The 24,567-nt window shown below is 69.3% G+C and carries 23 protein-coding genes and 1 pseudogene; 10 read left to right on the top strand and 14 right to left on the bottom strand.

Features of this window, described 5'->3' with window-relative positions:
* Positions 1 to 55: 55 nt before the first annotated feature.
* Positions 56 to 523 carry a MarR family winged helix-turn-helix transcriptional regulator gene (locus OP79_RS07730; RefSeq protein ID WP_211270756.1) on the bottom strand — a complete coding sequence of 156 codons (468 nt, stop codon included), beginning with the start codon at positions 521 to 523 and terminating at the stop codon, positions 56 to 58.
* Positions 524 to 734: 211 nt separating this feature from the next.
* Between OP79_RS07730 and OP79_RS07725 the strand changes: the two genes are divergently transcribed.
* The 3 genes from OP79_RS07725 (at position 735) to OP79_RS07715 (ending at position 2,828) form a co-directional block, all read left to right on the top strand.
* On the top strand, positions 735 to 1,703 hold the full coding sequence (locus OP79_RS07725; protein WP_033319251.1) for an alpha/beta hydrolase: 969 nt from the start codon (positions 735 to 737) through the stop codon (positions 1,701 to 1,703).
* A gap of 71 nt (positions 1,704 to 1,774) precedes the next feature.
* Positions 1,775 to 2,266 (top strand): peptidylprolyl isomerase, encoded by a 492-nt coding sequence (locus tag OP79_RS07720; RefSeq protein WP_033319250.1) that lies wholly within the window; start codon positions 1,775 to 1,777, stop codon positions 2,264 to 2,266.
* A 184-nt stretch (positions 2,267 to 2,450) separates the two neighbouring features.
* The gene (locus OP79_RS07715; RefSeq protein WP_033319249.1) at positions 2,451 to 2,828 is read left to right on the top strand and encodes a DoxX family protein; all 378 of its coding nucleotides are present in this window, start codon (positions 2,451 to 2,453) and stop codon (positions 2,826 to 2,828) included.
* Positions 2,829 to 2,898: 70 nt separating this feature from the next.
* On the opposite strand, the gene OP79_RS07710 is transcribed toward OP79_RS07715, so the two are convergent.
* The 9 genes from OP79_RS07710 to OP79_RS07670 form a co-directional block, all read right to left on the bottom strand.
* Positions 2,899 to 4,275, bottom strand: coding sequence for a carbohydrate-binding protein (locus OP79_RS07710; protein WP_033319248.1), 1,377 nt, complete (start codon positions 4,273 to 4,275; stop codon positions 2,899 to 2,901).
* Positions 4,276 to 4,613: 338 nt separating this feature from the next.
* Positions 4,614 to 5,234 carry an L-threonylcarbamoyladenylate synthase gene (locus OP79_RS07705; protein ID WP_033319247.1) on the bottom strand — a complete coding sequence of 207 codons (621 nt, stop codon included), beginning with the start codon at positions 5,232 to 5,234 and terminating at the stop codon, positions 4,614 to 4,616.
* A gap of 94 nt (positions 5,235 to 5,328) precedes the next feature.
* A complete protein-coding gene (locus tag OP79_RS07700) occupies positions 5,329 to 6,003 on the bottom strand; it encodes a lytic polysaccharide monooxygenase auxiliary activity family 9 protein (RefSeq protein WP_033319246.1) in 675 nt (224 codons plus the stop codon).
* 157 nt (positions 6,004 to 6,160) lie between these two features.
* Complete coding sequence (locus OP79_RS07695) at positions 6,161 to 7,042, bottom strand: ABC transporter ATP-binding protein (protein ID WP_033319245.1); 882 nt, start codon at positions 7,040 to 7,042, stop codon at positions 6,161 to 6,163.
* On the bottom strand, positions 7,039 to 8,058 hold the full coding sequence (locus OP79_RS07690; protein WP_033319244.1) for an ABC transporter ATP-binding protein: 1,020 nt from the start codon (positions 8,056 to 8,058) through the stop codon (positions 7,039 to 7,041). Before OP79_RS07690 ends, OP79_RS07695 begins: the two co-directional genes overlap by 4 nt.
* A 6-nt stretch (positions 8,059 to 8,064) precedes the next feature.
* A complete protein-coding gene (locus OP79_RS07685; protein ID WP_033319243.1) occupies positions 8,065 to 8,916 on the bottom strand; it encodes an ABC transporter permease in 852 nt (283 codons plus the stop codon).
* Positions 8,913 to 9,863: an ABC transporter permease gene (locus OP79_RS07680; protein WP_033319242.1), complete on the bottom strand. Its 951-nt coding sequence runs from the start codon at positions 9,861 to 9,863 to the stop codon at positions 8,913 to 8,915. Before OP79_RS07680 ends, OP79_RS07685 begins: the two co-directional genes overlap by 4 nt.
* Before the next feature lie 4 nt (positions 9,864 to 9,867).
* Positions 9,868 to 11,514: an ABC transporter substrate-binding protein gene (locus tag OP79_RS07675; RefSeq protein ID WP_033319241.1), complete on the bottom strand. Its 1,647-nt coding sequence runs from the start codon at positions 11,512 to 11,514 to the stop codon at positions 9,868 to 9,870.
* An 80-nt stretch (positions 11,515 to 11,594) separates the two neighbouring features.
* Complete coding sequence (locus tag OP79_RS07670) at positions 11,595 to 12,767, bottom strand: acyl-CoA--6-aminopenicillanic acid acyltransferase (RefSeq protein WP_033319240.1); 1,173 nt, start codon at positions 12,765 to 12,767, stop codon at positions 11,595 to 11,597.
* A 165-nt stretch (positions 12,768 to 12,932) separates the two neighbouring features.
* Here OP79_RS07670 and OP79_RS07665 point away from each other — a divergent pair, with 165 nt between their 5' ends.
* From OP79_RS07665 to OP79_RS07655, 3 genes are all read left to right on the top strand, one after another.
* Positions 12,933 to 13,835, top strand: a complete 903-nt coding sequence (locus OP79_RS07665) for a MurR/RpiR family transcriptional regulator (protein ID WP_033319239.1) — start codon at positions 12,933 to 12,935, stop codon at positions 13,833 to 13,835.
* A gap of 92 nt (positions 13,836 to 13,927) precedes the next feature.
* Positions 13,928 to 14,740, top strand: a complete 813-nt coding sequence (locus tag OP79_RS07660; protein WP_245685242.1) for a polysaccharide deacetylase family protein — start codon at positions 13,928 to 13,930, stop codon at positions 14,738 to 14,740.
* Complete coding sequence (locus tag OP79_RS07655) at positions 14,737 to 15,690, top strand: polysaccharide deacetylase family protein (RefSeq protein ID WP_078491665.1); 954 nt, start codon at positions 14,737 to 14,739, stop codon at positions 15,688 to 15,690. Before OP79_RS07660 ends, OP79_RS07655 begins: the two co-directional genes overlap by 4 nt.
* 101 nt (positions 15,691 to 15,791) lie before the next feature.
* Here the strand turns inward: OP79_RS07655 and OP79_RS07650 are convergent, their stop codons facing one another.
* The gene (locus OP79_RS07650; RefSeq protein ID WP_051744487.1) at positions 15,792 to 16,526 is read right to left on the bottom strand and encodes a FadR/GntR family transcriptional regulator; all 735 of its coding nucleotides are present in this window, start codon (positions 16,524 to 16,526) and stop codon (positions 15,792 to 15,794) included.
* Between the two features lie 239 nt (positions 16,527 to 16,765).
* Between OP79_RS07650 and OP79_RS07645 the strand changes: the two genes are divergently transcribed.
* The 4 genes from OP79_RS07645 (at position 16,766) to OP79_RS07630 (ending at position 21,253) form a co-directional block, all read left to right on the top strand.
* A complete protein-coding gene (locus tag OP79_RS07645) occupies positions 16,766 to 18,007 on the top strand; it encodes an aminotransferase class V-fold PLP-dependent enzyme (protein WP_033319237.1) in 1,242 nt (413 codons plus the stop codon).
* 74 nt (positions 18,008 to 18,081) lie between these two features.
* Positions 18,082 to 19,386, top strand: a complete 1,305-nt coding sequence (locus tag OP79_RS07640) for an ABC transporter substrate-binding protein (protein WP_033319236.1) — start codon at positions 18,082 to 18,084, stop codon at positions 19,384 to 19,386.
* Between the two features lie 62 nt (positions 19,387 to 19,448).
* Entirely contained in the window at positions 19,449 to 20,420 is a 972-nt protein-coding gene (locus OP79_RS07635; protein ID WP_033319235.1) for a carbohydrate ABC transporter permease, read from the top strand.
* Positions 20,417 to 21,253 carry a carbohydrate ABC transporter permease gene (locus tag OP79_RS07630; RefSeq protein WP_033319234.1) on the top strand — a complete coding sequence of 279 codons (837 nt, stop codon included), beginning with the start codon at positions 20,417 to 20,419 and terminating at the stop codon, positions 21,251 to 21,253. The genes OP79_RS07635 and OP79_RS07630 overlap by 4 nt, the downstream gene beginning before the upstream one ends.
* A 125-nt stretch (positions 21,254 to 21,378) precedes the next feature.
* On the opposite strand, the gene OP79_RS07625 is transcribed toward OP79_RS07630, so the two are convergent.
* The 3 genes and pseudogenes from OP79_RS07625 to OP79_RS53735 all read right to left on the bottom strand — a co-directional run.
* A complete protein-coding gene (locus OP79_RS07625) occupies positions 21,379 to 21,990 on the bottom strand; it encodes a TetR/AcrR family transcriptional regulator (protein ID WP_033319233.1) in 612 nt (203 codons plus the stop codon).
* A 135-nt stretch (positions 21,991 to 22,125) separates the two neighbouring features.
* Positions 22,126 to 24,186 (bottom strand): discoidin domain-containing protein, encoded by a 2,061-nt coding sequence (locus tag OP79_RS07620; protein WP_051744486.1) that lies wholly within the window; start codon positions 24,184 to 24,186, stop codon positions 22,126 to 22,128.
* A 242-nt stretch (positions 24,187 to 24,428) separates the two neighbouring features.
* A pseudogene (locus OP79_RS53735) lies at positions 24,429 to 24,557 on the bottom strand (IS630 family transposase); the annotation flags it as partial.
* Positions 24,558 to 24,567 lie beyond the last annotated feature (10 nt).

Below are 24,567 nucleotides of genomic sequence, written 5' to 3'. Positions count from 1 at the left end.
GCCTGTCAACCGGGGGCCGCCATTTGAGGGACCGGCGAGGATGCCCCTGTGGATGTCAGTCCTCGGAGACGTTCGCGGTGAGCAGGCGGAGCAACTGCTTGGCCATGGCGTCCTGTTCGCGGGTCAGGCCCATGGCGTCACCGATGGCCACGGGCACGGCGTGGGCCCGTTCGCGAAGGCGCACGCCGGTCTCGGTGAGACGAATGGCGACGGAACGCTCGTCCTCCGCACGGCGCTCGCGGCGGATCAGGTCGTGCGCCTCCAGGCGCTTGAGGAGGGGGGAGAGGGTGCTGGATTCCAGCTGGAGCGCGGTCCCCAGGTCGCGTACGGAGACCGCGTGTCCGGCGTCACGCTCCCACAGCACGAGCATGACGAGGTACTGCGGGTAGGTGAGCCCGAGCTCGTCCAGCAGGGGACGGTAGCGCGCCGTGACCGCCCGTGAGGCCGCGTAGAGGGCGAAGCAGAGCTGGTCGTCCAGGAGCAGGGAGCCCTCCTGCCTCGGTTCTGCCCCGGTTGCGGTCATGGTCTCGCTCCCTTGTTCCGGTCCTGTGCCCTGCATGAGGTACCTGCGCTCTGCACGAGGACGTCCACCCTATCTTTCACGTCCCCTCGATTGTATCGAGAGCTAATAAGTTGTGCACGACTAAATAGCGCGCTACTCTCATGTTGTGCCGCCGCTCCCCAGCGCAAACCGCCTCCGGAGTGTGCGCGGCATTCGATCCGAGGAGACCGCCATGACCGAGAACGCCGGCCCCCGCCCGGTCCTGGAGCCCGCCGCCCTGTCCTTCGCCGAGGCGACCGCGAACCCGCCGTACCTGTTCGACCTCGGCCCGGCCGACGGCCGCAAGCTCGTCGACGAGGTGCAGTCCGGCGACGTCACCAAGCCCGCCGTCGACGAGGAGTGGGTCGTCGTGCCGGGCGGTCCCACCGGCCAGGTCCGCGTACGCATCGTGCGACCCGCGGGAGCGGGGGGCGTCCTCCCGGTGATCGTGTACATCCACGGCGCCGGCTGGGTCTTCGGCAACGCCCACACCCACGACCGCCTGGTGCGCGAACTCGCCGTCGGCACCGGCGCAGCGGTGGTCTTCCCCGAGTACGACCTCTCGCCCGAGGCCCGCTACCCCGTCGCCATCGAGCAGAACTACACCGTCGCCCAGTGGATCGTCAGCGACGGCGCCGACCACTCCCTCGACGCCACCCGCATCGCGGTCGCCGGCGACTCGGTGGGCGGCAACATGGCCGCCGCGCTGACTCTGATGGCCAAGGAGCGCGGTGACGTGCCCCTGGTCCAGCAGGTCCTCTTCTACCCGGTCACCGATGCCGCCTTCGACACCGGCTCCTACCGTCAGTTCGCCGAGGGCTACTTCCTGCGCCGCGACGGCATGCAGTGGTTCTGGGACCAGTACACGACCGACGAAGCCCAGCGTGCCGAGATCACGGCCTCCCCGCTGCGCGCCACCACCGAGCAACTCGCCGATCTGCCCCCGGCGTTGGTCATCACCGCCGAGGCCGACGTCCTGCGCGACGAGGGCGAGGCCTACGCGGGCAAGCTCCGCAAGGCCGGCGTCCCGGTCACCGCGGTCCGCTACCAGGGCATCATCCACGACTTCGTGATGCTCAACGCCCTGCGCGAGACCCACGCGGCGGGGGCCGCCATCGCCCAGGCCGTCAGCACCCTCCGTACGGCCCTCGGCACCTCCTGACGCGACACGGCCGGGCCCCGGGAACGGGGCCCGAAGTGTGCGGCGGGGGGTGAAGGTGTTTGGATGAAGCCATGAGCAACGTGTACTTCGACATCACCATCAACGACCAGCCCGCCGGTCGGATCGTCTTCAAGCTGTACGACGACGTGGTCCCCAAGACCGCGCGCAACTTCCGTGAGCTGGCCACGGGCGAGCACGGCTACGGATACGAGGGCTCCGGCTTCCACCGGGTCATCCCCGACTTCATGCTCCAGGGCGGCGACTTCACCCGCGGCGACGGCACCGGCGGCAAGAGCATCTACGGCGAGAAGTTCGCCGACGAGAACTTCCAGCTGAAGCACACCAAGCCGGGACTGCTGTCCATGGCCAACGCCGGTCCGAACTCCAACGGCTCGCAGTTCTTCATCACGACGATCATCACGGACTGGCTGGACGGCAAGCACGTCGTCTTCGGCGAGGTCGTCGAGGGCATGGACGTCGTCAAGGCCGTCGAGGCCCAGGGGTCCCGCTCCGGCGCGACCAGGGTGCCGATCAAGATCGCGAAGTCCGGCGTCGTCGCCTAGTTCCCAGCCGACGACGGACAACAAGGGCCGCGGCGACCTCCGCCGACTCGACTTCCCGGGTCGGCGGAGGCGCGGTGTCGGGACTCAACCACCTGACAGGACAAGGGATTTGGCGCCACAGGCGTTGCGCGGCAGCGCCTGCCCTCCCGTAGCGTTACGCCGTATCCACGACTACGGAGGCACGATGGCCCCTTCCCGACGCTCCCCGCTCATGCTCGCCGGTCTCCTCGCCACCGCCGGCGTGACGCACTTCGTCGCGCCGAAGCCGTACGACGCGACCATCCCCCGCATGCTGCCGGGCTCTCCCCGGACATGGACCTACGTCAGCGGCGCCGCCGAACTCGCCCTGGCGGCCGGACTCGCGCATCCCCGCACACGCCGCGCAGCAGCCCACGCGACGGCGGCGTTCTTCGTCGGGGTGTTCCCGGCCAATGTGCAGATGGCCCTCGACTGGCGACACCGCCCCACCGCCATCAAGACCGCGGCCTTCGGCCGCCTGCCCCTCCAGATCCCCCTCGTGCTGTGGGCGAGGGGCGTCGCACGCGGCTCCCGGCGGGGGTAGGACCGGGCGCGGCGCGAGAGCCGGGGTCCGGAGCCTCGCGCCGCACAGACCTGATCAACTGTCAGGTTCGTCAGATTCGTTGCCACAGAGCCGGAGTGCTCGCGGGCTGCCACGCCGTCTGCGCCTGATGTGCCTGAAGGCACTTGTAGGTGACGCCGCCGTAGGTCGCCTCGCTCCCGACGCCGTAGACTTGGCCCGCGGCCCAGGTACCCGCCGGCTCGGCCGGGACGCCGCCGGGAGTGCCCGTGGCGCTCGTGCTGGTCGTGAGGACGAGTCTGTACGTGGCGAGCAGCGGGTTGATCGGCTGGTAGTAGGTCGTCCCGCCGCTCGTGCAGTCGCCGGAGCCGCCCGAGAGGACACCCTGCGCCTGGGTGCCCGAGACGAAGGAGCCGCCGGAGTCGCCCGCCTCGGCGCACACTGTCGTCTCGGTCACGCCGTCGACGGTGCCCTCGGCATAGCTGACGCTCGTGTCGTGCTGCTCGATCCGTCCGCAGTGCCAGCCGCTGGTGGAGCCGGACCGGCAGATCGCGGCGCCCACCAGAGCCTGTGCCGAGCCGGTGACCTGGACGTTCCTTCCTCCGTCGGCCTTGACGTCGGGAGTCGCGGTCCAGTCGTTGTTGACGCGCACCCAGGCCATGTCACGGCCGGGGAACGTGGAGGCTCGGAAGCTTCCCTGGCCGACCCCGTTGTAGCCGGTGGTCCTGTCGCCCGGTCTCCCGCAGTGGCCCGCGGTGGCGAAGCCCCGCTGCTCGTCCATGGTGACGGAGAACCCGACGGAACAGCGGGCCCGCTCCTCGATGTTGTGAAACGCGTCGCCGCCCCGGATGTCGTGCAGCGCACGAGGCCGGTCCGCCGACACCTTGACGCCCACGAGCTTCCGGTCGACCCCGGCAGCCGCGACGAGCGCGTTCGCGGCGGATCGGTTGGTCGCCTGCACCGTCACCTGGTTTGCCTGGATGTCGACGTACCGGACCGGTGTGTCGAGCGGCTTCTTGGTACGGGCCGCGGCGGCGTCCAGCCTCACCTTGGCGGCCCTGAGGTCCTCCAGAGCGACCTTGGCGACCGCGGCTTTGGCGCCGCCGGCCTCGATGACGGGGACGTCCGCGACGTCGGTGGTGGCGACAGTGAGGCCGGCGGAAGTCGAGCCGTGCAGCCAGGCGCCCGCGAAGCGCTCGCCCAGAGCGTTCTGGAGACGGCCGGCGCGCGTGCCGGCCTCCGCCTCGTTCACCAGCCGCGTCCTGGCCTGCGTCTCGGTCAGGCCCAGATCGCGCCGCAGCGCGCGCAGCACTTCGGCCGACGGCTTGTGCGCGCCCAGCGTCTCGGCGGCGGACGTCGCGGTCGTCGGTACGGGGGGCTCGGCCGCCACGGCCGCGGGCGGCCCCGTCAGCACGAGCGCGCCGAACACGGTCAGGGCGGCACAGACTGCTCCGGCGGATCGAAGGACCATCAGGGTGTCTCCTCGGGTTCGACGGTGAAAGGGCATCGAATCCGTAGGTTTTGCCGCAACCGGCGCAAAAGATGTCCAGCTCCGCGCCTCTTCAGCCGAACAGGGAGCGGGATTACGGGCCGCACTCGTACGCTCCGGCATCGGCTTCACGCGGGCTCGAGTCCCGGATCGCCCGCCTCGGTCACGAAGAACGCAGCCGTCGTGACGGGCGCACCCGGCGTGGTCACGGCGGACACGGTCCGGAAGCCGGCCCGCGCCGCCGCACGTCCCAGCTCGACCCGCGCATCCCTCGTGCCGTCATTCTTCGTGGAACTCCCGCGCGGCCGTCGTCGGACGCGTCACTCGAAGCGCGCGGTGTCGCCCGCTCCCTTGCGTACGATCTCGGCCTCGCCGCCCGAGAAGTCGATGACGGTGGTCGGTTCGGTGCCGCAGTCCCCGGAGTCGACCACCGCGTCCACGACGTGGTCGAGGCGCTCCTTGATCTCCCAGCCCACGGTCATGGGCTCCTCCTCGTCCGGCAGCAGCAAGGTGCTGGAGAGCAGCGGCTCACCCAGCTCGGCGAGCAGGGCCTGGGCGACGGTGTGATCGGGGATGCGGACTCCGACCGTCTTCTTCTTCGGGTGCAGCATCCTGCGCGGCACGTCCTTCGTCGCGGGGAGGATGAAGGTGTAACTGCCGGGCGTGGAGGCCTTGATGGCGCGGAACACGTCCTTGTCGATGTGCACGAACTGGCCGAGCTGCGCGAAGTTCTGGCATACGAGCGTGAAGTGGTGCCGGTCGTCGAGTTGCCGGATGGACCGGATCCGGTCGATGCCGTCACGGCTGCCCAGCTGGCAGCCCAGCGCGAAACAGGAGTCCGTCGGGTAGACGACCAGGGCACCTGAGCGGATGCTCTCGGCCACCTGGCCGATGGTGCGCTGCTGGGGATTGTCGGGGTGCACGTCGAAGTACTTGGCCATCTGCCGAGCTTATGCGCTTGTCCGGCGAAGCTCGCGCAGGGCTGGTGTCCCGCCGGACGCGGTGCGTCCGGCGGGACGGCGGTGTGTCAGCGTGTCAGCGGAAGTTCACGTCGCTGCACAGGAAGTACGTCTGGTCCATGTGCGAGGCCTGCCAGATCGTGTACACGACGTGGCGGCCGGTCAGGCCCGACGTGCTCACGTCGATCGAGTAGTTCTGGCTCGGTGCGTACTCGCCGGTCCGGGCGACCAGTTGGAGGTCGTTCCAGGTCAGTGGCTGGGTGGTCGGGTCGAAGCCCTGGCGGGTGACGTAGACCAGGAAATAGTCCGCGCCATGACTGGCCTGGTCGTACAGCTCGATGGTGAAGTCGCCGGCGATGTCCGTCGTCTGCCAGGCGCCCACCGTGTCGAGGGAGTTGTAACGGCCGCCTTCGGCCTGGCCGCCGCTGCACAGCTGCCCGTCGGGGACGTGCGCCTGGAAGCCGCCGGCGGAGCCGTTACGGTACAGGCCGTTCCAGTTCCACATGGCGTTCGGATCGTCCTGCCAGGCCTGCCAGCACATCGGGTCTTCCTGTGCCATGTCGGGGTTCTGGAAGTCGTCTCCCCAGCGGTCCCAGCAGCCGTAGTTGCGGGACGCGGGGTCGATGACGGAACCGTGGGCGGCGGCGGTGCCGCTCCAGGGGATCAGGCAGAGCAGGGCCGCGGTGAGCAGGCTCAGGGCGAGTGTCACCCGAGGCCGGGTCAGCTTGATGCGATCATGACAATCAGACACGGGTCTCCTTCTTTCCGAGACGGTGAATTCCGGTATGGGAGCGCTCCCGCATCCTCCAGATTCTTCCTCGGGCGCCAGGGCCGCAACGGTCGATTGCGCCACTTCCGCGCCCACTTCCACGCCCCTGATGGCGCGTTCGATGCATTCGACGGGACAATCAGTCCGCCAGCGTCGCTCCGGCGAGTTCGCCGCGCAGCCGTACCGTCTCGGCCGGGTCCCAGCCCTCACGTGGCACGGAGGAGAGCAGGAGCCGGGTGTACGGGTCCGCCGGGGCGTCCAGGACGCGGGCCGTCGGGCCGGTCTCGACCGTGCGGCCGCGTCGCATCACCAGCGTGTCGTCGGTGATGTGCCGTACGACGGCCAGGTCGTGGCTGACGAAGACCAGGGCCACCCCTGTCTCCCGGCGGATATCGGCGAGAAGCTGGAGGATCTGCGCCTGGATGGACACGTCCAGCGCCGCCACCGCCTCGTCCAGAACCAGCACCTGAGGATCCACGGCCAGCGCACGGGCGATGGCCAGCCGCTGACGCTGCCCGCCCGACAGCCCACGTGGCCGGGCATCGGCCTCCCGCTTGCCCAGGCCCACCTGATCGAGCAGTTCGCCGACCCGCGTCGCGGCGGCCCCACCCTCGTACCGGCCGTGCAGCCGCAATGCGCCGTGCAGACACTGACGCGCCGTCAGGCGGGGGTCCAGGGAGACATACGGATCCTGGAAGACGATCTGGATCTCGCGGGCGCGGCGCAGACGTGCCGCTCTGCCCCCGCCCGGCCGCCTCAGGCCGGGCAGCTTTCCGCCGCGTTCCCCGGGCGTCCGTTCCCGCCCGTTCACAGCGATCGTTCCCGCGTCCGGCCGTACCAGGCCCACCAGCATCCGGGCCACCGTGGTCTTTCCGGAGCCGGACTCGCCGACGACGCCCAGCGAGCCGCCGGCCGCCACGGAGAACGAGACATCGTCCACGGCCGTCGTACGGCCGCCGCCCGGGAGCGGATAGCTCTTGCACAGGCCCTGTACGACGAGTGCGGGTTCGGCCTTGGTCATGCGTTGCTCCTCGCTACGAGTTCCAGACGGCGGCAGGCGGCGGATCCGCCGTCCACGGATCCGCCGTCCGCCGATCCGCTGTCGTCGCCGAACGGAACCGTCACCGGCGTCCAGCTCTCGCACTCCTCCTCGGCGCGCGGGCAGCGCGGGGCGAACGGGCAGCCGGTGAAGGTGTCGGACAGTGACGGCGGGCGGCCGGGGATGGGGCGCAGTTCGCGCTCGTCGCCCAGTGCGGGCGAGCAGTCCAGCAGGCCGCGGGTGTAGGGATGCCGTGGGTCGGCGAACAGGCCGCGGGCGGGCTGGTGTTCCACCACGCGGCCCGCGTACATCACGTACACGCGGTCGCAGTAGGCGGCGGCGAGCGGCAGATCGTGGGTGATGAACAGCGTGCCGAGGCCGCTGCCGGCCTGTCGCCGCTCCTCCTGGATGCCGCGCAGCAGGGCCAGCACCTCCGCCTGGGTGGTCGCGTCCAGCGCGCTCGTCGCCTCGTCGGCGAGCAGGAGGCCGGGGTCCGTGGCGAGCGCGGCGGCGATCACGACCCGTTGCAGCATGCCGCCGGACAGCTCGTGCGGGCGCTGCCGCATCCGGCGCTCCGGATCGGGCAGCCCCACGGCGGCCAGCAGTTCCACGGCCTTCGCTGCCGCCTTGCGCTTGGGCAGCCCCAGGACGCGTACGAGCGGTTCGGTGAGGAAGTCGCCGATCCGGCGGACCGGGTTCATCGCCGAGCGGGGGTCCTGGAAGACCATGGAGACGGTACGGGACCGGTGGGCGCGCAGGCGGCCGGGTTCCATGGCGAGTACGTCCTCGCCGTCCACCCGCACGGCGCCAGAGACCGACGCCCTCTCGGGCAGCATGCCCAGCACGGCCCGTGCCGTGGTCGACTTCCCGGAGCCCGACTCGCCGACCAGGCCGACCACTTCGTCCCGGCCGACGGTCAGCGACACCTCGGCGAGCAGGGGTCGGGCAGCGGCCCCGGAGGGCAGCCGGAGGGTGAGATTCTCGATGTCCAGCAGCATGGACGGTTACCTTCCTTGGCCCAGCCGGTCCGAGACCCAGACCCCGACGATGTTGAAGGCCACCACCACGGCGGCGATGGCCGTGCCCGGTACGAGAGCCGGCAGCAGCGCTCCCTGCACCACCGCGTCCTGGCCCTCCTGCACCATCAATCCCCAGTCGATACTGGGCGATCCGGCGCCGAAGCCCAGATAGCTGAGCGTGGCCAGGCTCATCAGTCCCTCGCCGAACAGCACCACGAGATAGCCGACGAGCGCACCGGACAGATTGGGCACGAGATGACGTACGCAGATCCGCGCCCCGCCCATGCCCTGGACCCGATAGGCGTCGATGTAGGGCTTGGACCGCTCGGACAGGGCGAGACTGCGTGTGTACCGGGCGATGGTGGGCGCGTACGCGAGCCCCATGGCGACGACGGAGGTGGTGAGGCCGTCGCCGAACACCGCGATCACCAGGACGACGAACAGCAGGCCCGGGAAGGCGTACATCACGTCGGTCACGCGCGAGAGCAGGGTGTCCACCCAGCCGCCGTACCAGGCCGCGACCGTGCCCATGGTGATGCCGAGCAGTGCGGCCAGCGCGAGCAGCGCCAGGGGAGCGAGCAGGCTCGACCGGGCTCCGTACAGCACGCGGGAGAGCAGGTCCTGTCCTGAGGCGTCGGTGCCCAGCAGGTGCTCGGGGCTCGTCCCGGCGAGTGAGGCGGACAGGTCGACGGCGTCGGGCGCGTACGGTGAGAGCAGGGGCGCGAAGACGGCCGCCACCACGACCAGGGCGAGGAAGCCGCCCGCCACCATCACCGGTACCGGCCGCCGGGCCCGCGCCTTGACCGGGAGCAGTGCCCCGGCTGTCAGAGTCGTCATGCGGTCCTCCCTCCGAGCGAGACCCGGGGGTCGATCAGCGGATGTACGAGGTCGACCAGTGTCGTGACGACGACATAGCCGATGACCATCAGCAGCAGCACCGCCTGCGTGACGGGGAAGTCGTGCGTGGTGATCGCGCTCACCAGCAGCGAGCCGACGCCGCTGAGGCCGAAGGCGGTCTCGACGACCACCGTCCCGGCGAGCATGCCTGCCATGACGAGACCGCACATGGTGACGATCGGGCCGAGCGCGTTGCGCAGCACATGCCGTACGACGATCTCACGCTCCGTCAGACCGGCGGCGCGGGCGGCCTCCACATGATCGGAGGCGTACGCCTCGGCCATCGCCTGCCGGGTCACCCGGCTGATCACCGCTAGTGCGCCGAGCGCCAGCGCGAACGCCGGGAGTGTCAGATGGTGCAGCCGGCCGGCGAATCCCTCGCCCTGGCCGGTCACCGGGAACCAGCCGAGCTGCACCCCGAACAGCGACACCAGCGCGATCGCGGCGACGAACGAGGGGATGGACGCGGCGAGCGTGGTGCCCCCGACGACGGCCGAGTCCATCCAGCCGCGGCGCAGCGCCGCCAGCACCCCGGACCCGATGCCCAGGACCACGAAGAACACCGTGGCGTAGGCGACGAGTTCGAGGGTGGTCGGCAGTCGCGCCCCGATCAGGTCAGCCACCTGGTCGCGGTACTGGAACGACCGGCCCAGGTCGCCCTGCGCGCTCTCCCAAAGCCACCGCCCGTACTGGACGACGAGCGGCTCGTCGAGGTGGTACTCGGCGCGGACCGCAGCGAGCTTCTCAGGAGTGAGCTCCTGCCTGCTGCCGGAGAGGAGGACGGCGGGGTCGCCCGGTGCCGCGTAGACGGCGGAGAAGATGACGAACGAGGCGGCGAGCAGCGTCGCGAGCAGGCCGGCGATGCGCCGCGGCAGTCCGCGCAGCATGGCTTCAGCCCTTCGTTCCGAGGTCGGCGGCCCAGGGGTAGTACAGCGACACCATGGACGCGGGCGGGCCGGTGTACTTCTCGCCGAGCACCAGCACCGACGGCACCTGCACCAGCGGAATCCACACGGCGGCGTCGGCGAACTTCGACTGCGCCTCGATGACGAGCTTCGCCCGCTCCTTGTCGTCGATCGTCTGCTGGGCCTTCTTGACGAGGGCGTCGTAGCCGCTGTCCGAGTATCCGAGCCAGTTGTTGGCGTTGCCGGACATGGCGTTGTCGTAGAAGCCCACCGGGTCGGCCTTGGAGATGTACCAGTCGACCGCGATCAGATCGAAGCCCTCCCGCGCCTTCGGGTCGGCGAAGAACTCGTCGTACTGACTCGGCGGCACCGTCTTCACATTCACTTCGAGACCGATCTTCTGGGCCGCGCCGCGCACCGCGTTGGTGATGACCGTCTGGCTCTCACCGCCGTCACTGGCCACGACGATCGGCTGCGCGGGCGCCCCGGCCTCCTCGACCAGCTTCTTGGCCTCGTCGATGTCGTCGGACGACGGCGACGCCGTGTAGGCGGTCGACTTCTCCAGGTCCGTCTGAGCCTTCTGGAACGTGGCCTTCTCGTAGCCCCACGCGCCGGGCCCGACGGGCGTCGCCCAGGGCGTGGCGAGCCCGCTGAACCCGGACTTGGCGATGCCCTCACGATCCAGCGCCAGCGACAGCGCCTTGCGCAGCCGGGTGTCCTTCAGCGCGCCGCTGTCGGTGGGGCTGAGCGACCAGGCGGTGGTGCTCTGCCCGTAGTAGGCGCGTACGCCCTTCTTCTCGGCCAGTACGGCGGCCGGGCCCGTGGCGGTCAGATACGCGCCGTCCGCCGCGCCGGTGGAGACGGCGTTGACCAGCGCGCTGCCGGTCGCCCAGCGGAAGACGACGTTCTTCGTCAGCGCCGGGCTGCTGTCGTCCCAGTAGTCCGCGTAACGCTCGATGTTGATCGACGATCCGGAATCCCAGCTCTTCAGCCGGTACGGCCCCGTGCAGGCGTCCGGCCGGCCAGGGGTGCCGTAGTCGTCGCCCTGCTTCTCCACCGTCTCGCGGTCCATGATGATCCCGGCGTCGCCCGCCAGCGCCTTCATGAACAGGGCACTCGGCTCCTTGAAGGTGACGGTGACCTCGGAAGCGCCGGTCTTGGTGATCTCGTCGACGTCCTCGTACTCGTCCGACTCCGACATTTCCGGCTGCGCGTGCCGCTTCAGGCTCCACACCACGTCGTCGGCCGTCATGGGGGAGCCGTCGTGGAAGGTGACGCCGTCGCGGAGGGTGAGGACGAGCGTCCTGTCGTCGGTGTACTCGGCCTTCGCCGCGAGCTGCGGCTCGGTGGTGAGGTCGGGCTGGAGCTGGAGCAGCCGCTCGCAGACGTTGGCCAGCACGGTCCGTCCGCTGGTGTTGCCCTGCCGGTCCAGGTCCAGGGAACCGGGCTCCTGCTCCACCAGCCAGTTCACGGAGGCGGCCTCGCCGGACGCCTTGGCGGTGGTGTTGGTGAGCTTGAGCTCGGCGGCGTCGGCGGTCGCGCCACCCGACCCGGTGGAGGCCCCGGAGCACCCCGCGGTGAACAGCAGTGCTCCCGCGAGGCCGGCTGCGGTGGTACAGAGCTTGGTTCTCATAGCAGGCTCTTCCTGGTGGTTCGAGAGGTGAGGAGGCGTCAGCGCGGTGGGGGGCGTTTGCGTCGCGGGCCGAGGGCGCGTCAGTTCGGGGCGTGCGGGCCGTCGTAGAGGTTCCAGGGCAGGTGTTGGTACTCGTGGTCGCAGGGGGTGCCCGGGGTCACGTAGTAGTCACCGGTGGTCAGGTCCACGCAGGAGGACAGCAGCGTCGTCCACCGCTTGACCTCCGCCTGCCGCGGATCGGGGTGGGTGCACAGGCCCTCGGGGTGACCGAGGTGGTCGGACATGGCCTGGCGGATCAGCTTGCGGGAGTCGTCGGGCGCGGTGGCCGTACGCAGCTGGCGCAGTCCGGCCTCGGCGCGGGGTACGCGGATGAGTGAATCGGAGGACGCGGGGCGGTAGTTGGCGGCGAGCTGGACGGGCACGCCGGCCTGGTAGTGGTTGCCGTGTACGAGCAGGCCGTCGGCCGGATACAGCCAGCCGTGCGCGCCGGGGGTGGTCTCCAGGTCGATGGCGAAGCCTTCGCGGCAGGTCAGCAGGGCGTTGCTGGCGATATGGCCGCGGGTGCGGCACAGCACCTCGACCGCCTCGCTGATCGACTCGCTGTCCAGGACGCGGCGGCGGATCACGGTCTGGGGGAGGCCCACGGCGTCGTCGAAACGGCCGCCGAGACCGTTGGCGTTGAGGGCGATGCCCGCGGAGTTGGCACCCTGGCGGCCGATCTGGCCCGCCTCGACCTGCATGATCACCGTGGGGCGCGGGGGCTGGACGATCCGCAGCATCACGAGGGTGTCCGCGGTGCCCGCCCGCCAGTCCCAGTTCTGTCCGCAGTACACGTGCCCGTCGCCGCTGGCCTCGCCCATGACGGCGAAGGAGGTGCAGCCGTCGGCCGTTCCCTTCTCCTCCACGGCGTCCTCCGTGGAGTCGTCCCGGCCGCGCATCCTGGCGAAGGTCTCGTCGTAGATGATCTCGCCCCGGGCGTTCAGCGCGAGCACGTCCAGCAGCCCGACCCCGGCGCCCTCGGCGATCCCGCTCATCTCCTCGACGAGATCGGGGGCGTACGCGCGCACCGGCTCCAGCCAGCGCTCGGCCCGCGCGGTGACCTGCTCCCAGGTGAGCCCCGACGACTGGCCGAAGGCTTCCTGGTAGTAGGCGAGCGCGGCGCCGAGTCTGCCGCGCACGGCTTCGCCGTACTGACGGCCGCGCTCGACGGGCGTACCGGAGATCTCGACGATCGGGATGGCGCTGGCTGTCATGCCTCTCCTGTGTTCTGCGACTGACGCTCTGGGACTGTGCTCTGCGACGCATGTGATCCAAGGCCCGGAGCCACAGCGGCCTGTAATGTGCGTTTCAGGATCCGGAGCTTCTGGAATGATGGCACCAGGTTAGTAATGGACGCTACGAGGAAGTCAATAGCTGTAATGAGCGAAACAGAAGACGTAACCGGAGCGACACGACTCCACGCCACGATTCGCGACCTGTGGGGGGAGTTGTCTGCATCAGAGCGCGTGGTGGCCCAGTACCTGGCGAGCACTCCGCCGGAGCACCTGCTCTTCGCCAGCGCGCAGGAACTGGGCACGGCGAGCGGAACCAGCAACGCCACGGTCGTACGCGCCCTGCAGCGCCTCGGCTACACCGGACTGCCCGCGCTCAAGCGGGAACTCGCCGCCGACTTCACCTCCGCGACCGCTCCCGAGGAGCGGCTCAAGCAGCGCATCGCCCATGTCGGCCACGACCTGGAGCAGATCAAGGACCGCGTCTTCGACGAGGCAGCGGAGCGTCTCGAACAGTGCCGCAGGCTGCTGGAGACGGACGTACTCAAGCAGGCGGTCCAGATCCTGGCCGACGCGCGCGAAGTGGTCGCGTACGGCGTCGGCGCCTCCGAACTCGCCGCCCGCCACCTGGTGTTGAAGCTGCGCCGGGCCGGCCGCCGGGCCCGCTTCGTCGGCGCCACCGGCTTCACCATGGCCGACGAACTGCTGGACCTCGGCCGTGGCGACGCCGTGGTGATCCTCCAACCCGGAAGACTGCTACGGGAGTTCACCGTCCTCACCGAGCGGGCACGGGCGGTCGGCGCGAGCGTCCTGCTCGTGACCGACGAACCCACCAGCCCGCTCGCCGCACGCGCCGACGTGGTGATCAGCGCCCCCCACACCCCCACCGGCATCACCGCCGAGTCCCTGACCGGCACCGTCGTCATGGACACCCTCGTCCTGGCCCTCGCCTCACTGGACGAGCACCGCGCCGTCGAGACCTCCCACCAACTCACCGTCCTGCGCGGCCAGTTGCTGGATCCCACCGAGCCACGGCCACGCAAGAGCTGAAGCCCACCCCGCATCCGAACGCACGCGAACCGGAACCGCCCATGCACCGACAACCGCCGCCCCACTGGCCGGGCGGGGCACGCTGCGCCGTCATGCTCAGCTTCGACCTGGACGGCCCCACCCTGTGGCTCGACCGCGCCACCGGGCAGTGGGACGACGCAAGGGGCTTCTCCATCGGCGCGTACGGCCCCTGGCGAGGCACCCCGCGCCTGCTGGACCTGCTGGAGGACCGCTCACTGCCCGCCACCTTCTTCGTGCCGGGCAAGATCGTCGAACAATGGCCCGCCGTGGTGAAGGACATCGCCGCGTCCGGCCATGAGATCGGCCATCACGGCTGGATGCACGAGACCTTCTTCGACCACTCCCGGGCGGCACAGCGCGACATCATCCAGCGGAGCCAGGACCTGCTGGAACGTACCACCGGAGTACGCGCGGTGGGCTTCCGCAGCCCCAGCGGCGACATCGCAGCCGACACCCCCACCGTCCTCGCGGAGCTGGGCTTCTCCTACTCCAGTTCCATGCGCGGCGACGACCGGCCCTACCGCTGGCAGGCCGACGGCCACGCCCTGGACCTGATCGAGATCCCGGCGCACTGGGAGCTGGACGACTACCAGCAGTTCGTCTACAACGAGTCCCCGCCGGAGCCGCGCGGCCTGGACCGGATCGCGTCCACGCTCACCACCTTCGACAACTGGCGCCGCGAGTTCGACGGCTACCACCGATGGGGCCTGTGTTACGTCCTGATGCTGCACCCGCAGGTCATCGGCAAACCCCAACGGGTGCGTGCCCTGGAGCGACTGCTGGACCACATGAGCCGACCTGGTGACGTCTGGTTCGCCACGGGTGCCGAGATCGCCGACTGGTGGCGGTCGCACGGCGAGACCGCTTCGGGGAGGGCGATATGAGCATCTCTGATACGGCCATGCCTCCGCTCGGCGGTGACAGCGGCATCCGGCGGCGCAGGCAGCCGCGCCCGCAGTGGCCGGGAGGTGCCAGGTGCGCGGTGGTGCTCACCTTCAACCTGGACGCCGAAATGTTCTGGCTCAGGCAGCACCCCTCCGCCCGGCACCGGCCCAAGACCCTCTCGCTGGGGACGTACGCCACAACCCGCGGCGTCCCGCGCCTCCTGGACCTTCTGGACGCGTACGGGCTCCCAGCCACCTGGTTCGTTCCCGAGCACACCGCGCTGCGCCACGCCGATGCGGTCCGCCAAGTCGCGGCGGCGGGACACGAGATCGCCGCGGCCGCGCCCCCCGTCCCCGGCGGAACGCCCACCCCGGACATCCGGGAGACCTGGTCCCGCACCGCCGACCTGCTGACGACGGTGACCGGCGCCCGGCCGACCGGGTTGCGTGCCGCCCCGGGCCCGATGGGCGACGGTCACACCGCGCTCCTCGACGAACTGGGCTTCGGCTGGTCCTCGTCCACGCACGGCGACGACCGCCCCCACCTGCTGTGGTCCGCCGGACGGCCCACGCCCGTCGTGGAGTTGCCCTGGCAGTGGGAGTACGCCGATCACCCCTACTTCCTCTTCAACGGCGCCCCGGTCGCCTTCCCTCCCGCCGAGTCCCGCATCGCCGCCTACCAGGATGTCCTGAACGACTGGAAGGACTCCTTCGACGCCTACCGCGACTACGGCCTGTGCTGGGTCCTGGCCCTCGACCCGCAGTCCATCGGCAAGCCGGGACGGGTACTGATGCTCGAGGAACTGCTGGACCACGTCCGCGCACAGGGGGACGTCTGGTTCGCGACCGGCCGGCATGTGGCGGAGCACTGGCGTCGGGCGGCCGATCCGGGGACGGGATCGGAGGGCCACCCCGAGAGGGTGAGAGCTGCTTGGAATGAGGGAGTTTGACGACCAGGACCCCAATTGGTTGTCGCGTCGATTCCCTCGGGCCGGCCGGCCCGCCCCGTGACGGGCGCCGCGGGGTACCGCCTGCCGACGGCCGAGTGCCATCAGCTCAGGGCGCCGTCAGCCTCGCCGCTCTTCTCCCGGCCCTGGGCGCCCTCCTCCACCGGAGGCATGAAGGCACGCAGCCACCGCTCCGTCTGGGTGACGTGTGCCTCGGCCGCGCCCGCGGCGGAGCCAGGGTCGCGGTCGGCGATCGCGGTGGCCAGTACGCGGTGGTCCGCGTCGCTCTTGCGCCGCAGCTCGGGGCCCTCGGGGAGGGTGAAGACCTGGTACTTGCGGGAGCGGGCGCGGAAGACCGCGAGCAGGGAGGCGAGGGTGGGGTTTTCGGCGGCCCGGGCGATCTCCGCGTGGAAGCGGTGGTCGAGCTCCGAGGCCTCGGCGGGGTCGTCGGTGGCCTCCATGGCCTCGATGAGTGAGAAGAGCGTCCGCACGGTCTCGGGGGTTCGGCGCGCGGCGGCCTTGGCCGCGACATGAGCCTCCAGGACCCGCCGGATCTCGTACACCTCCAACAGGCCGGGCAGCGGGAGGAGTTCGAGGGTCAGCGAGAGGCTGCCGATGATGTCCTCCGGCCTGAGCTGGGAGACGTAGGTACCCGAGCCGTGCCGCGGCTCGACCACTCCCAGGGCCGCGAGCATCCGCACGGCCTCACGCAACGATCCCCGCGAGACGCCGAGTTCCTCGCCGAGCTCGGCCTCGGGCGGAATGCGCTCGCCCGCACCGAGACGTCCCGTCGCGATCATGTGTCGTAGGCCGTGGAACGCCTTGTCGACTGCGGACATTCGACTCCTCCCTGACGGACCGGCGGCATCGCCGAAGCCCCCGTGCACTGTACCGAGTCATCTCGAGTCATCAGATGTCTTGTATGTATCGGCCAGGATTCATCTGATGACTTTCCCTTGCATGAGCCTTGCAGGCGTGAAAAGGCCATGCCAGGATGCCGAGTCATCATATGTCTCTGGAAAAAATTCAGACACTGTCTGATGTCTCGGGCACTCGGGCCGGGCAGATATGGAGTGATGTGAGCGAGACCGAGGTCACCACCGCCCCGCGCCCCCTCCTGCTGGCCGACGGCCGGCCCGCCGCCCGGGCGTGGTCGCTGGACCCCGCGATGAAGCACCTGAACCATGGCTCGTTCGGGGCGGTCCCCTCGGTGGCGCAGGAGCGGCAGAACCAGCTGCGTGCGGAAATGGACCGCTCCCCGGTGGTGTGGTTCCCGGCGCTGCCGCAGCGGATCGCCGCCACCCGGGTCGAACTCGCCGCCTTCCTGCGGGTCGCCCTGGACGACCTCGCCTTGGTGCCGAACGCGAGTGCCGGTACCAGCGTCGTGTTCGCCGGCCTCTCCCGCCGCCGCGGTGGCGAGATCGTCGTCACCGATCACGGCTACGGGGCTGTGACCATGGGCGCCGAACGGTTGGCACGCCGCTGGGGCGGCCGGGTCCGCACCGCCCGGGTGCCGCTGGACGCGGACGAGGAGCAGGCGTACGAGGCCGTGGCCGCCGAGATCGGCGAGGCCACAGATCTCATCGTCCTCGACCACATCACCTCGGCGACCGCACGCCGGATGCCGGTGGAGCGGATCGGCGCGGAGGCCCGGCGGCGCGACATCCCGCTGCTCGTCGACGGCGCCCACGCCCCCGGTCTGATCGCCGCCCCCCTCGACGGTGTGACGTGCGACTTCTGGGCCGGAAACCTGCACAAGTGGGGCTGCGCACCGCGCGGCACCGCCGCGCTGGTCGCCCGCGGCCCGCGGCGCGAGCAGCTCTACCCCCTGATCGACTCGTGGGGCGCCGCCGATCCGTATCCCGACCGCTTCGACCAGCAGGGCACGGTGGACCTCACCAGCTATCTGGCGGCGCCGACGGCGCTGGACCTCATCGAGCGCACCTGGGGCTGGGGGACCGCCCGCCAGTACATGGACGACCTGGTCGGCTACGCCGAGCGCGTCGTCGGCGCCGCCTTCGCCGAGCTCACCGGCGAACCCAGCGCCGTCGACGTGGGCATGCCGGTGCCCGGAATGCGGCTGGTGCGGCTGCCGACGGGGCTGGGCACCAGCCGCGTCGAGGCCGACGCGCTGCGCGACCGGGCCGCCCGGGACCTGGGCGTGGAGACGGCCTTCACCAGCTTCGGCGGCACCGGTTATCTGCGGCTGTCCGCGCACGTCTACAACACCGCCGCCGACTACGAGTACTTCGCCGAGGGCTGCGTCCCCGTCCTTTGCGAGTGGGCCCGCGCGGCCCGCGAACAGCCCGGCGCGTCGTAGGCGGCGCGACCCCTCCAACCCCCGTCCCCGATGCCGCTGCCAGCGCGGCCGTATCCCAGGAAGAGGTCGGCACGATGAGAAGAAGGACGGCAGCTCTCGCCCTCGGCACAGCCGCCACGATGGTACTGACCGGCTGCTCCGCCATGAGCGGCGGTGGTGGTGGCGGAACGGTCACCCTCAACATGGTCGAGAGCCTGACGAACCCCGCCCGCACGGATCTGCTGAAGGACCTCATAGCGGACTTCGAACAGCAGAACCCCAAGATCAAGGTCAATCTGGTCTCGCCGCCCACCGAGCAGGCCGACCAGAAGATCCAGCAGATGCTCCAGTCCGGCAGTGGCGTGGACACCCTCGAGGTGCGGGACACCACCGTGGGCCCGTGGTCGAACAACGGCTGGCTCTACGACATGAAGAAGGACCTCACCGGCTGGAAGGGCTGGGATGCCATGACGGAGAACGCCGTCAAGGCCTCCCAGGACGCCGACGGCGAGACCTACTTCGTCCCGTACGGCTTCTACGGCCTGAGCGTCTTCTACCGCACCGACCTGATCAAGGAGGCCGGCTTCAGTGCGCCGCCGGCCACCTGGGATGAGCTGCTGACGCAGGCCTCCGCCATCCACGACCCGGCGAAGCGCCGCTACGGGTACGCCTTCCGCGGCGGGGCCAACGCCAACGGCAACGCCACCGCCGTCATCGAGGCGTACGTCGCCGACGAGATCGACCCCGCCAACGGCTTCAAGCTGAAGGACGGCAGCACGATCTTCTCCGTGCCCGAAGCCCTCGACGCCATGGAGACCTACCTCAAGCTCTTCAAGCAGGCGTCCCCGAAGTCGTCCGTGTCCTGGGGCTATCCCGAGATGGTCGAGGGCTTCTCCAACGGCTCCACGGCCTTCCTGCTCCAGGATCCCGAAGTGATCGCCACCGTCTCGGAGTCCAAGGCGATCGCGAAGGACCAGTGGGACACCGCCCCGCTGGTGGCAGGCCCCAGCGGCAAGACCGTCCAGCCGCTGGCCACCGCGGGATGGGGCGTCGCGGACGGCAGCAAGAACAAGGCCGAGGCCGTCAAGCTGGTCGAGTTCCTCTCCGAGGGCGAGGCGTCGACGACCTTCACCAAGAAGAACAGCCTGGTGCCGATCCTCAAGTCGGCCACCGAGGACCCGTTCTACAAGACCGGCCCCTGGTCCAGTTACGTCACCATGACGGAGCAGCCGGAGAAGTACCTCAACGTCAGCCAGCCGCGCGGCGTCGCATGGTGGACCGAGTGGCAGCAGAAGGCCGACGCCGATGTGCAGAAGATGGTGCTCGGCAAGCTGAAGCCCAAGGCGCTGCTGGCCGGCTGGGACGCGTACTGGACCGAGAAGTGGCAGCAGGAGGGCTAGGCAAAATGCCGTCCGCGTCCGAAACGACGAGTTCGAGTACGAGTACAAGTGCGACGGAAACGATGAAAACGGCGTCGGCGGGCTCCTCCCGGAACCGGAAGGGGGGAGACCCGCCCGCCCGAGGCACCGAACAGGGCCGCCGCAAGCCGGAGTTCACCTCCCGGCGCGGGCTGCTCATCGCCGCCTTCATGGCCCCGGCCGCGATCTTCGTGGCGGTCTTCACGTACTACCCGATGATCGCCGGCAGTCAGATGGCCTTCCGCAACTGGAATCTGACGGACCTGAGCGACACCTCCTGGGTGGGCCTGAAGAACTTCCGTGACGTCTTCGCCGACCCCGCCTGGGGCACCGTCCTTACCAACACCGCCGTCTGGGTGTTCGGTTCGATCGTGCCCCAGTTGGTGATCGGCTTCGCCCTCGCCCTGTGGCTGCGCCGGAAGTTCCGCTTCCGCGGCCTCTACCAGGCGCTGGTCTTCTTCCCCTGGGCGATCTCCGGATTCCTCATCGGCATCCTGTTCCGCTGGCTGTTCAACAGCGAGTTCGGTGTCGTCAACGACCTGCTCCAGAAGGCCGGGCTGATCGACGAGCCGGTCGCCTGGCTGGCCGACCCGAAGACCGCGATGTTCGCCGTCGTGGTCGCCAACGTCTGGTACGGGGTCACCTTCTTCACGATCATGATCCTGGCCGCCCTGCAGTCCGTCCCCGAGGAGCTGTACGAGGCGGCGGCGCTCGACGGAGCCGGCAAGGTGCGCACGCTGTTCCAGATCACGATCCCGTACATCAGGGTCACCCTCGCGCTGACCGTGCTGCTGCGGGTCATCTGGATCTTCAACTTCCCCGACCTGATCTTCGGAATGACCGGCGGCGGACCCAACAACGAGACGCACATCGTGACCACCTGGATGATCAAGATCACCCAGCAGGGCGACTACGGCAGGGCCTCCGCGCTCGGCCTCATCGTGGTCGCCACGCTGCTGGTGTTCGCGGTCTTCTTCCTTCTGGCCACGCGCGAGAAGCGAGAGGTGAAGCCGTGATCGGCAAGGAGTCCACGGCCGGCCGGGCCACCAAGTTCACCTTCCTGGGGCTGTGGCTGGTCTTCACCGTCTTCCCGCTCTACTGGATCACCATCACGTCGCTGAAGGCACCCGGCGACATCTTCACCTTCCCGATCGCCTACTGGCCCGAGCGCTTCTCGCTGGAGAACTACAGCGGGCTGTTCGGCAAGGCCGACTTCGGCGTCTACCTCACCAACAGCCTCATCGTGGCGACCGTCGCGGGTGCGGTCGCCACGGCGATCTCGATGCTGTCGGCGTACGTACTGGCACGCTTCGAGTTCCGTACCAAGTCCGCGCTGCTGATGGCCGCCCTGGTCACCCAGATGATCCCGACCTTCATCGCGCTGGGACCGCTGTACCTGCTGATGACCGACCTCAAGCTGGTCGACAACCGGCTCGGGCTGATCCTCGTCTACATCGCCGTCTGCATCCCGTTCTGCACGGTGATGCTCCGCGGCTTCTTCGAGAACATCCCGGACGCGCTGGAGGAGGCCGCCATGATCGACGGCCTGTCCCGGTTCGGGGCGCTGTTCCGGGTGCTGCTGCCGGTGATGCGTCCCGGGATCGTGGCCGCGTTCATCTTCAACTTCGTCAACTGCTGGAACGAACTCTTCCTGTCCGTGACGCTGATGAACAGCGACACCAAAAAGACGGTCCCCACGGCCCTGAACGGATTCATCTCCAGCTTCAACATCGACTGGGGCTCCATGTCCGCGGCGGCGGTCCTCACCATCCTGCCCACGATGCTGCTGTTCGCCTTCGCCAGCCGTCACATCGTCCAAGGCCTCACGTCCGGCGCGGTGAAGGGCTGAGAGAGGCGGCGAGCAGCCGGTGGTCGGCTGCAACAACTGGTACTACGCCTGATCAGGGGAGGATCAGGGGTGCCCGCCCCCCGATCGGCTCCGCGGCTCTACCAGCCAGGGGCGGAGCCTTGCGTTCAGGTCGCCGCGGGTGCCTCGTCCCGGACGAGACCGGCGACGTGGTCGGTGATCGTGTCGAGAATGTCCGCCCAGGCCGCGTCATCGCCGAGGACGAGGAAGTTCAGAGTCAGGCCGTCGGTCATGGCGGCCAGATAGCGGGCCAACACGGGGACGGGTACGCGGAGTTCGAAGTTCATGCTGTGCCGGAGCTGTTCGATGAGTTCGGCGTAGGTGTCGGAGTACAGCTCGTACTGCCGTCGTGCCAGATGCTCGAACCCGGGTTGGCGCAGGGCGTACTGAGTCAGTTCATACGTGAGCATGTGCTCGCCCGGATTGGCGGACACATGGTCCCAGTAGGCCTGGAAACCGGCCCCGATGGTCTCACGCAGGGTGGCCTTCGGCCGGATCGCTTCCTTCACCACCGTGACGTAATGACCGGTGATCGTCTCGATGACGGACTCGATCAAGGCCTGCTTGGAGTCGAAGCAGTAGTGGAAGACGCTCAGTGACACGCCTGCCTCGGCGGCGATGGACCTGGTCGTCGTCCGGGGGACACCGTCTCGGGTCATCGCACGGATCGCCGCCTCGGTGAGCTGTCGGCGCCGCTCGGCCGACGGCATCCGTGCCATGTGGATTCCCTTTGCTCTCGTGTCTCGGCTCTCGTGTCTCGGCTCTTGTGTTCCGCCGGGGAAGGCGGCCCGCGGCCGGCCGGATCAGGCGAGCTGATCCGGCCGGCCGCGGCCCTGGACACCGACTCGGTGCCGTCACTTGCTGTAGACGCCGACTTCGCGGAGGGAGTATCCCCATTCGGTGCCCCGCTCGAGCCCCTGGACGCGCACATAGCGGGCCGGCACGCCGCTGAACCGGGCCGTGTCCAGGCCGCCGTCGCCGGTGGTGGTGGACCATACGGACTGCCAGTTCGTGCCGTCGGTGGAGAGCTGGATGCGGTACGCCTTCCCGTAGGCACGCTCCCAGTCGAGGGTGACGCGCTTGACGAGGCTCGCGGACCCGAGGTCGAGCCGGAGCCACTGGTCGCCGCTCCAGTCGCTCGCCCAGCGGGTGTCCGGCTTGCCGTCCACGGCCCTGGAGGGTGCGTAACTCGTGAACGGGTTCGACTCCGAGGAACTGGCCGAGGCGGTCGAGCCCGAGGCGAGGTTGACCCCGGCCTTGTGGTCCTCGGACGCTCCCCAGGTGCCGAGATAGGACTCGGCGCCCCGCAGGAGGTCGTCCACGACGTCCTGGCCGCCGACCCGCCGGATGTCCTCGATCCAGTCCGGGATCATGCCGGCGTGGGCGGCGCCGTCGGTGTTGTAGTCCCAAGTGCGTTCGCCGGTGGTCTGTCTGGCGATGACGGAGCCGCCGTCGACGCTCTTGAAGGGGTACGTGACCGGGTTCGAGGTGCCCGCGCCGCGCGGGGCGGGGTGCTCTCCGATGCCGTTGAAGTCGGTGCCGTAGCCGTAGCCCACGCCGTACTTCTCACGCAGCGCGTCCGTGCGCTTCGCCTCCGCGCTGAACTCCTCGGAGCCGTGCATGTACTGGGCGACGAAGCCGCCGAGGGAGTAGACCCGCTCGGTCCAGTTGAGGTCCATCCAGCTGTGCGAGGACAGGACACCCGGGTACTGCTCGGCCTCGAAGATGTCGAGCACCCGGCCGGTGGCCTTGACGCTCATGTGGTCGATCTCGAGCATCATCTTGCGTTTCATCATGCCGCGCGCGGCGTACTCGCCGAGATCGGTGAGACCGCGGACGTTGCACTGTGCGTCCTCGTCGTACTCCGGGACCTCGGTGCCCGCCGGCAGGTCCTCCTCGGCCTCGGACGGCGCCTCGCCGATCGGGTTGTCCTTCTGCGGGCCGGTGCACTTCTCCGTCTGCCAGAAGGTGCCCGTCGACAGGAACTGGCCGACGTTGATGGCCGTACCGAGCCCGTGCTCGTCGAAGCGGACCCCGCACAGCGCGTTGTCGAACTTGTGGCACAGGAACATGCTGCGCACGCCCAGGTCGTACAGCTCGTCGAGGCCCTTGTCGATGTCCTCCTTGTCGCACTGCGCGATGTCGAGGACCTGCTTGCAGCCGAACGGCTCGGAGGTCTCGACGCCCAGGATGACGGCGAGCTTGCCCTGCTTGATGACCTCGCGGGCCTGCGCGCTGTCGGTGACGATCCGGAACCAGCCCTTGCCGGTGCCGCCGTACATCTTGTCGATGTGGTCCTGCATGTCGTACGTCAGCTTCGCCTGTAGCCGGATCGAGGTCATCTCGTCGCAACTGCGGTCCTTGAAGGGGTAGACCGAGCAGATCATGCCGTTGGTGACGAGGTCGTTGACGAGGACCCGCTGACCGCCGCGCCAGGCGCGCTCGATCCAGGCGTAGTAGTTCGCCTGATGGGTCATCGAGTCGTACGCCGGCCAGTCCTTGAACGTCGGCCAGCCGACCGGGTCGTGCTTGCCGTCACCGCCGTGGGTGATGTAGTCGAAGATCGCGAGCGAGCCGTCGGGATAGTGCTCGGGACAGTCCTTGAGCGCGTCCGCGACGCCCGCCGCGGAGAAGGGCTTGCCGCAGATGAGCCGGCCGCCGAACGCTTCGTTGGACATCAGGTGGTTGTGCGCGTCGACGAGGCCCCGTACCTCCCCCTGGGAGTCGGTTCCCTTGAAGGGCTCGCCCGTGACATTGATCTGGGAGTCCGGCGCGGGCCGCGCGACCGGGGTCCACCAGTCCGTCTCGGCCGCGGAACTGGACGTGGGGCCGAGCGTCATGGTCATCACGATGAAGAGCAGCGAGAGAACCGTGATGGGGGTACGCCTGCGGTGTTGCTGTCGAGTCATGGTCATCACTCACGTCTCCGGTCGGCGGATGGCGCCGTCGATGAGCCAGACAGACGGTCATGGGCGCGACGAGGTCACGCGCATGGTTGTCATGACTCGCACAAGCAGATGTCATGAGAATCGCGACTGTGGTCAACGGAGTCAAGAGTCCGGGACAGATGACCTGATGGCTTGTCGGTCGCGCCGAGCCTCCGGGCGCTGTTGCGTGACCGTCGAAGGACGCTGAACGGGCAGCCCCGGATGTCGCGTTCGAGGGCCTGGACGGAGCGGTGGATGCCCCGCCGGAGCTTCTTGGCGGTCAGCTCGGCGAACCACCGCTCCACCAGGTTCAGCCAGGACGATCCCGTCGGAGTGAAGTGCAGGTGGAAACGGGGATGCGCCAGCTCA

This window comes from Streptomyces yerevanensis (genome assembly GCF_000716805.1).
Lineage (GTDB): Bacteria > Actinomycetota > Actinomycetes > Streptomycetales > Streptomycetaceae > Streptomyces > Streptomyces flaveus.
The sequence above is the reverse complement of the archived record's forward strand: the minus strand, read 5'-3'. Positions and strand labels throughout refer to the sequence as shown.

Excerpts from the sequence above, each read along its gene's own strand:
- OP79_RS07715 (WP_033319249.1), top strand. The coding sequence starts at position 2,451 with ATGGCCCCTTCCCGACGCTCCCCGCTCATGCTCGCCGGTCTCCTCGCC.
- OP79_RS07660 (WP_245685242.1), top strand. The coding sequence starts at position 13,928 with ATGCTCAGCTTCGACCTGGACGGCCCCACCCTGTGGCTCGACCGCGCC.
- OP79_RS07720 (WP_033319250.1), top strand. The coding sequence starts at position 1,775 with ATGAGCAACGTGTACTTCGACATCACCATCAACGACCAGCCCGCCGGT.
- OP79_RS07635 (WP_033319235.1), top strand. The coding sequence starts at position 19,449 with ATGAAAACGGCGTCGGCGGGCTCCTCCCGGAACCGGAAGGGGGGAGAC.
- OP79_RS07625 (WP_033319233.1), bottom strand. The coding sequence starts at position 21,990 with ATGGCACGGATGCCGTCGGCCGAGCGGCGCCGACAGCTCACCGAGGCG.
- OP79_RS07685 (WP_033319243.1), bottom strand. The coding sequence starts at position 8,916 with ATGACGACTCTGACAGCCGGGGCACTGCTCCCGGTCAAGGCGCGGGCC.
- OP79_RS07670 (WP_033319240.1), bottom strand. The coding sequence starts at position 12,767 with ATGACAGCCAGCGCCATCCCGATCGTCGAGATCTCCGGTACGCCCGTC.
- OP79_RS07730 (WP_211270756.1), bottom strand. The coding sequence starts at position 523 with ATGACCGCAACCGGGGCAGAACCGAGGCAGGAGGGCTCCCTGCTCCTG.
- OP79_RS07640 (WP_033319236.1), top strand. The coding sequence starts at position 18,082 with ATGAGAAGAAGGACGGCAGCTCTCGCCCTCGGCACAGCCGCCACGATG.
- OP79_RS07675 (WP_033319241.1), bottom strand. The coding sequence starts at position 11,514 with ATGAGAACCAAGCTCTGTACCACCGCAGCCGGCCTCGCGGGAGCACTG.
- OP79_RS07650 (WP_051744487.1), bottom strand. The coding sequence starts at position 16,526 with ATGTCCGCAGTCGACAAGGCGTTCCACGGCCTACGACACATGATCGCG.
- OP79_RS07695 (WP_033319245.1), bottom strand. The coding sequence starts at position 7,042 with ATGACCAAGGCCGAACCCGCACTCGTCGTACAGGGCCTGTGCAAGAGC.
- OP79_RS07680 (WP_033319242.1), bottom strand. The coding sequence starts at position 9,863 with ATGCTGCGCGGACTGCCGCGGCGCATCGCCGGCCTGCTCGCGACGCTG.
- OP79_RS07665 (WP_033319239.1), top strand. The coding sequence starts at position 12,933 with ATGAGCGAAACAGAAGACGTAACCGGAGCGACACGACTCCACGCCACG.
- OP79_RS07620 (WP_051744486.1), bottom strand. The coding sequence starts at position 24,186 with ATGACCATGACTCGACAGCAACACCGCAGGCGTACCCCCATCACGGTT.
- OP79_RS07705 (WP_033319247.1), bottom strand. The coding sequence starts at position 5,234 with ATGGCCAAGTACTTCGACGTGCACCCCGACAATCCCCAGCAGCGCACC.
- OP79_RS07655 (WP_078491665.1), top strand. The coding sequence starts at position 14,737 with ATGAGCATCTCTGATACGGCCATGCCTCCGCTCGGCGGTGACAGCGGC.
- OP79_RS07725 (WP_033319251.1), top strand. The coding sequence starts at position 735 with ATGACCGAGAACGCCGGCCCCCGCCCGGTCCTGGAGCCCGCCGCCCTG.
- OP79_RS07710 (WP_033319248.1), bottom strand. The coding sequence starts at position 4,275 with ATGGTCCTTCGATCCGCCGGAGCAGTCTGTGCCGCCCTGACCGTGTTC.
- OP79_RS07690 (WP_033319244.1), bottom strand. The coding sequence starts at position 8,058 with ATGCTGCTGGACATCGAGAATCTCACCCTCCGGCTGCCCTCCGGGGCC.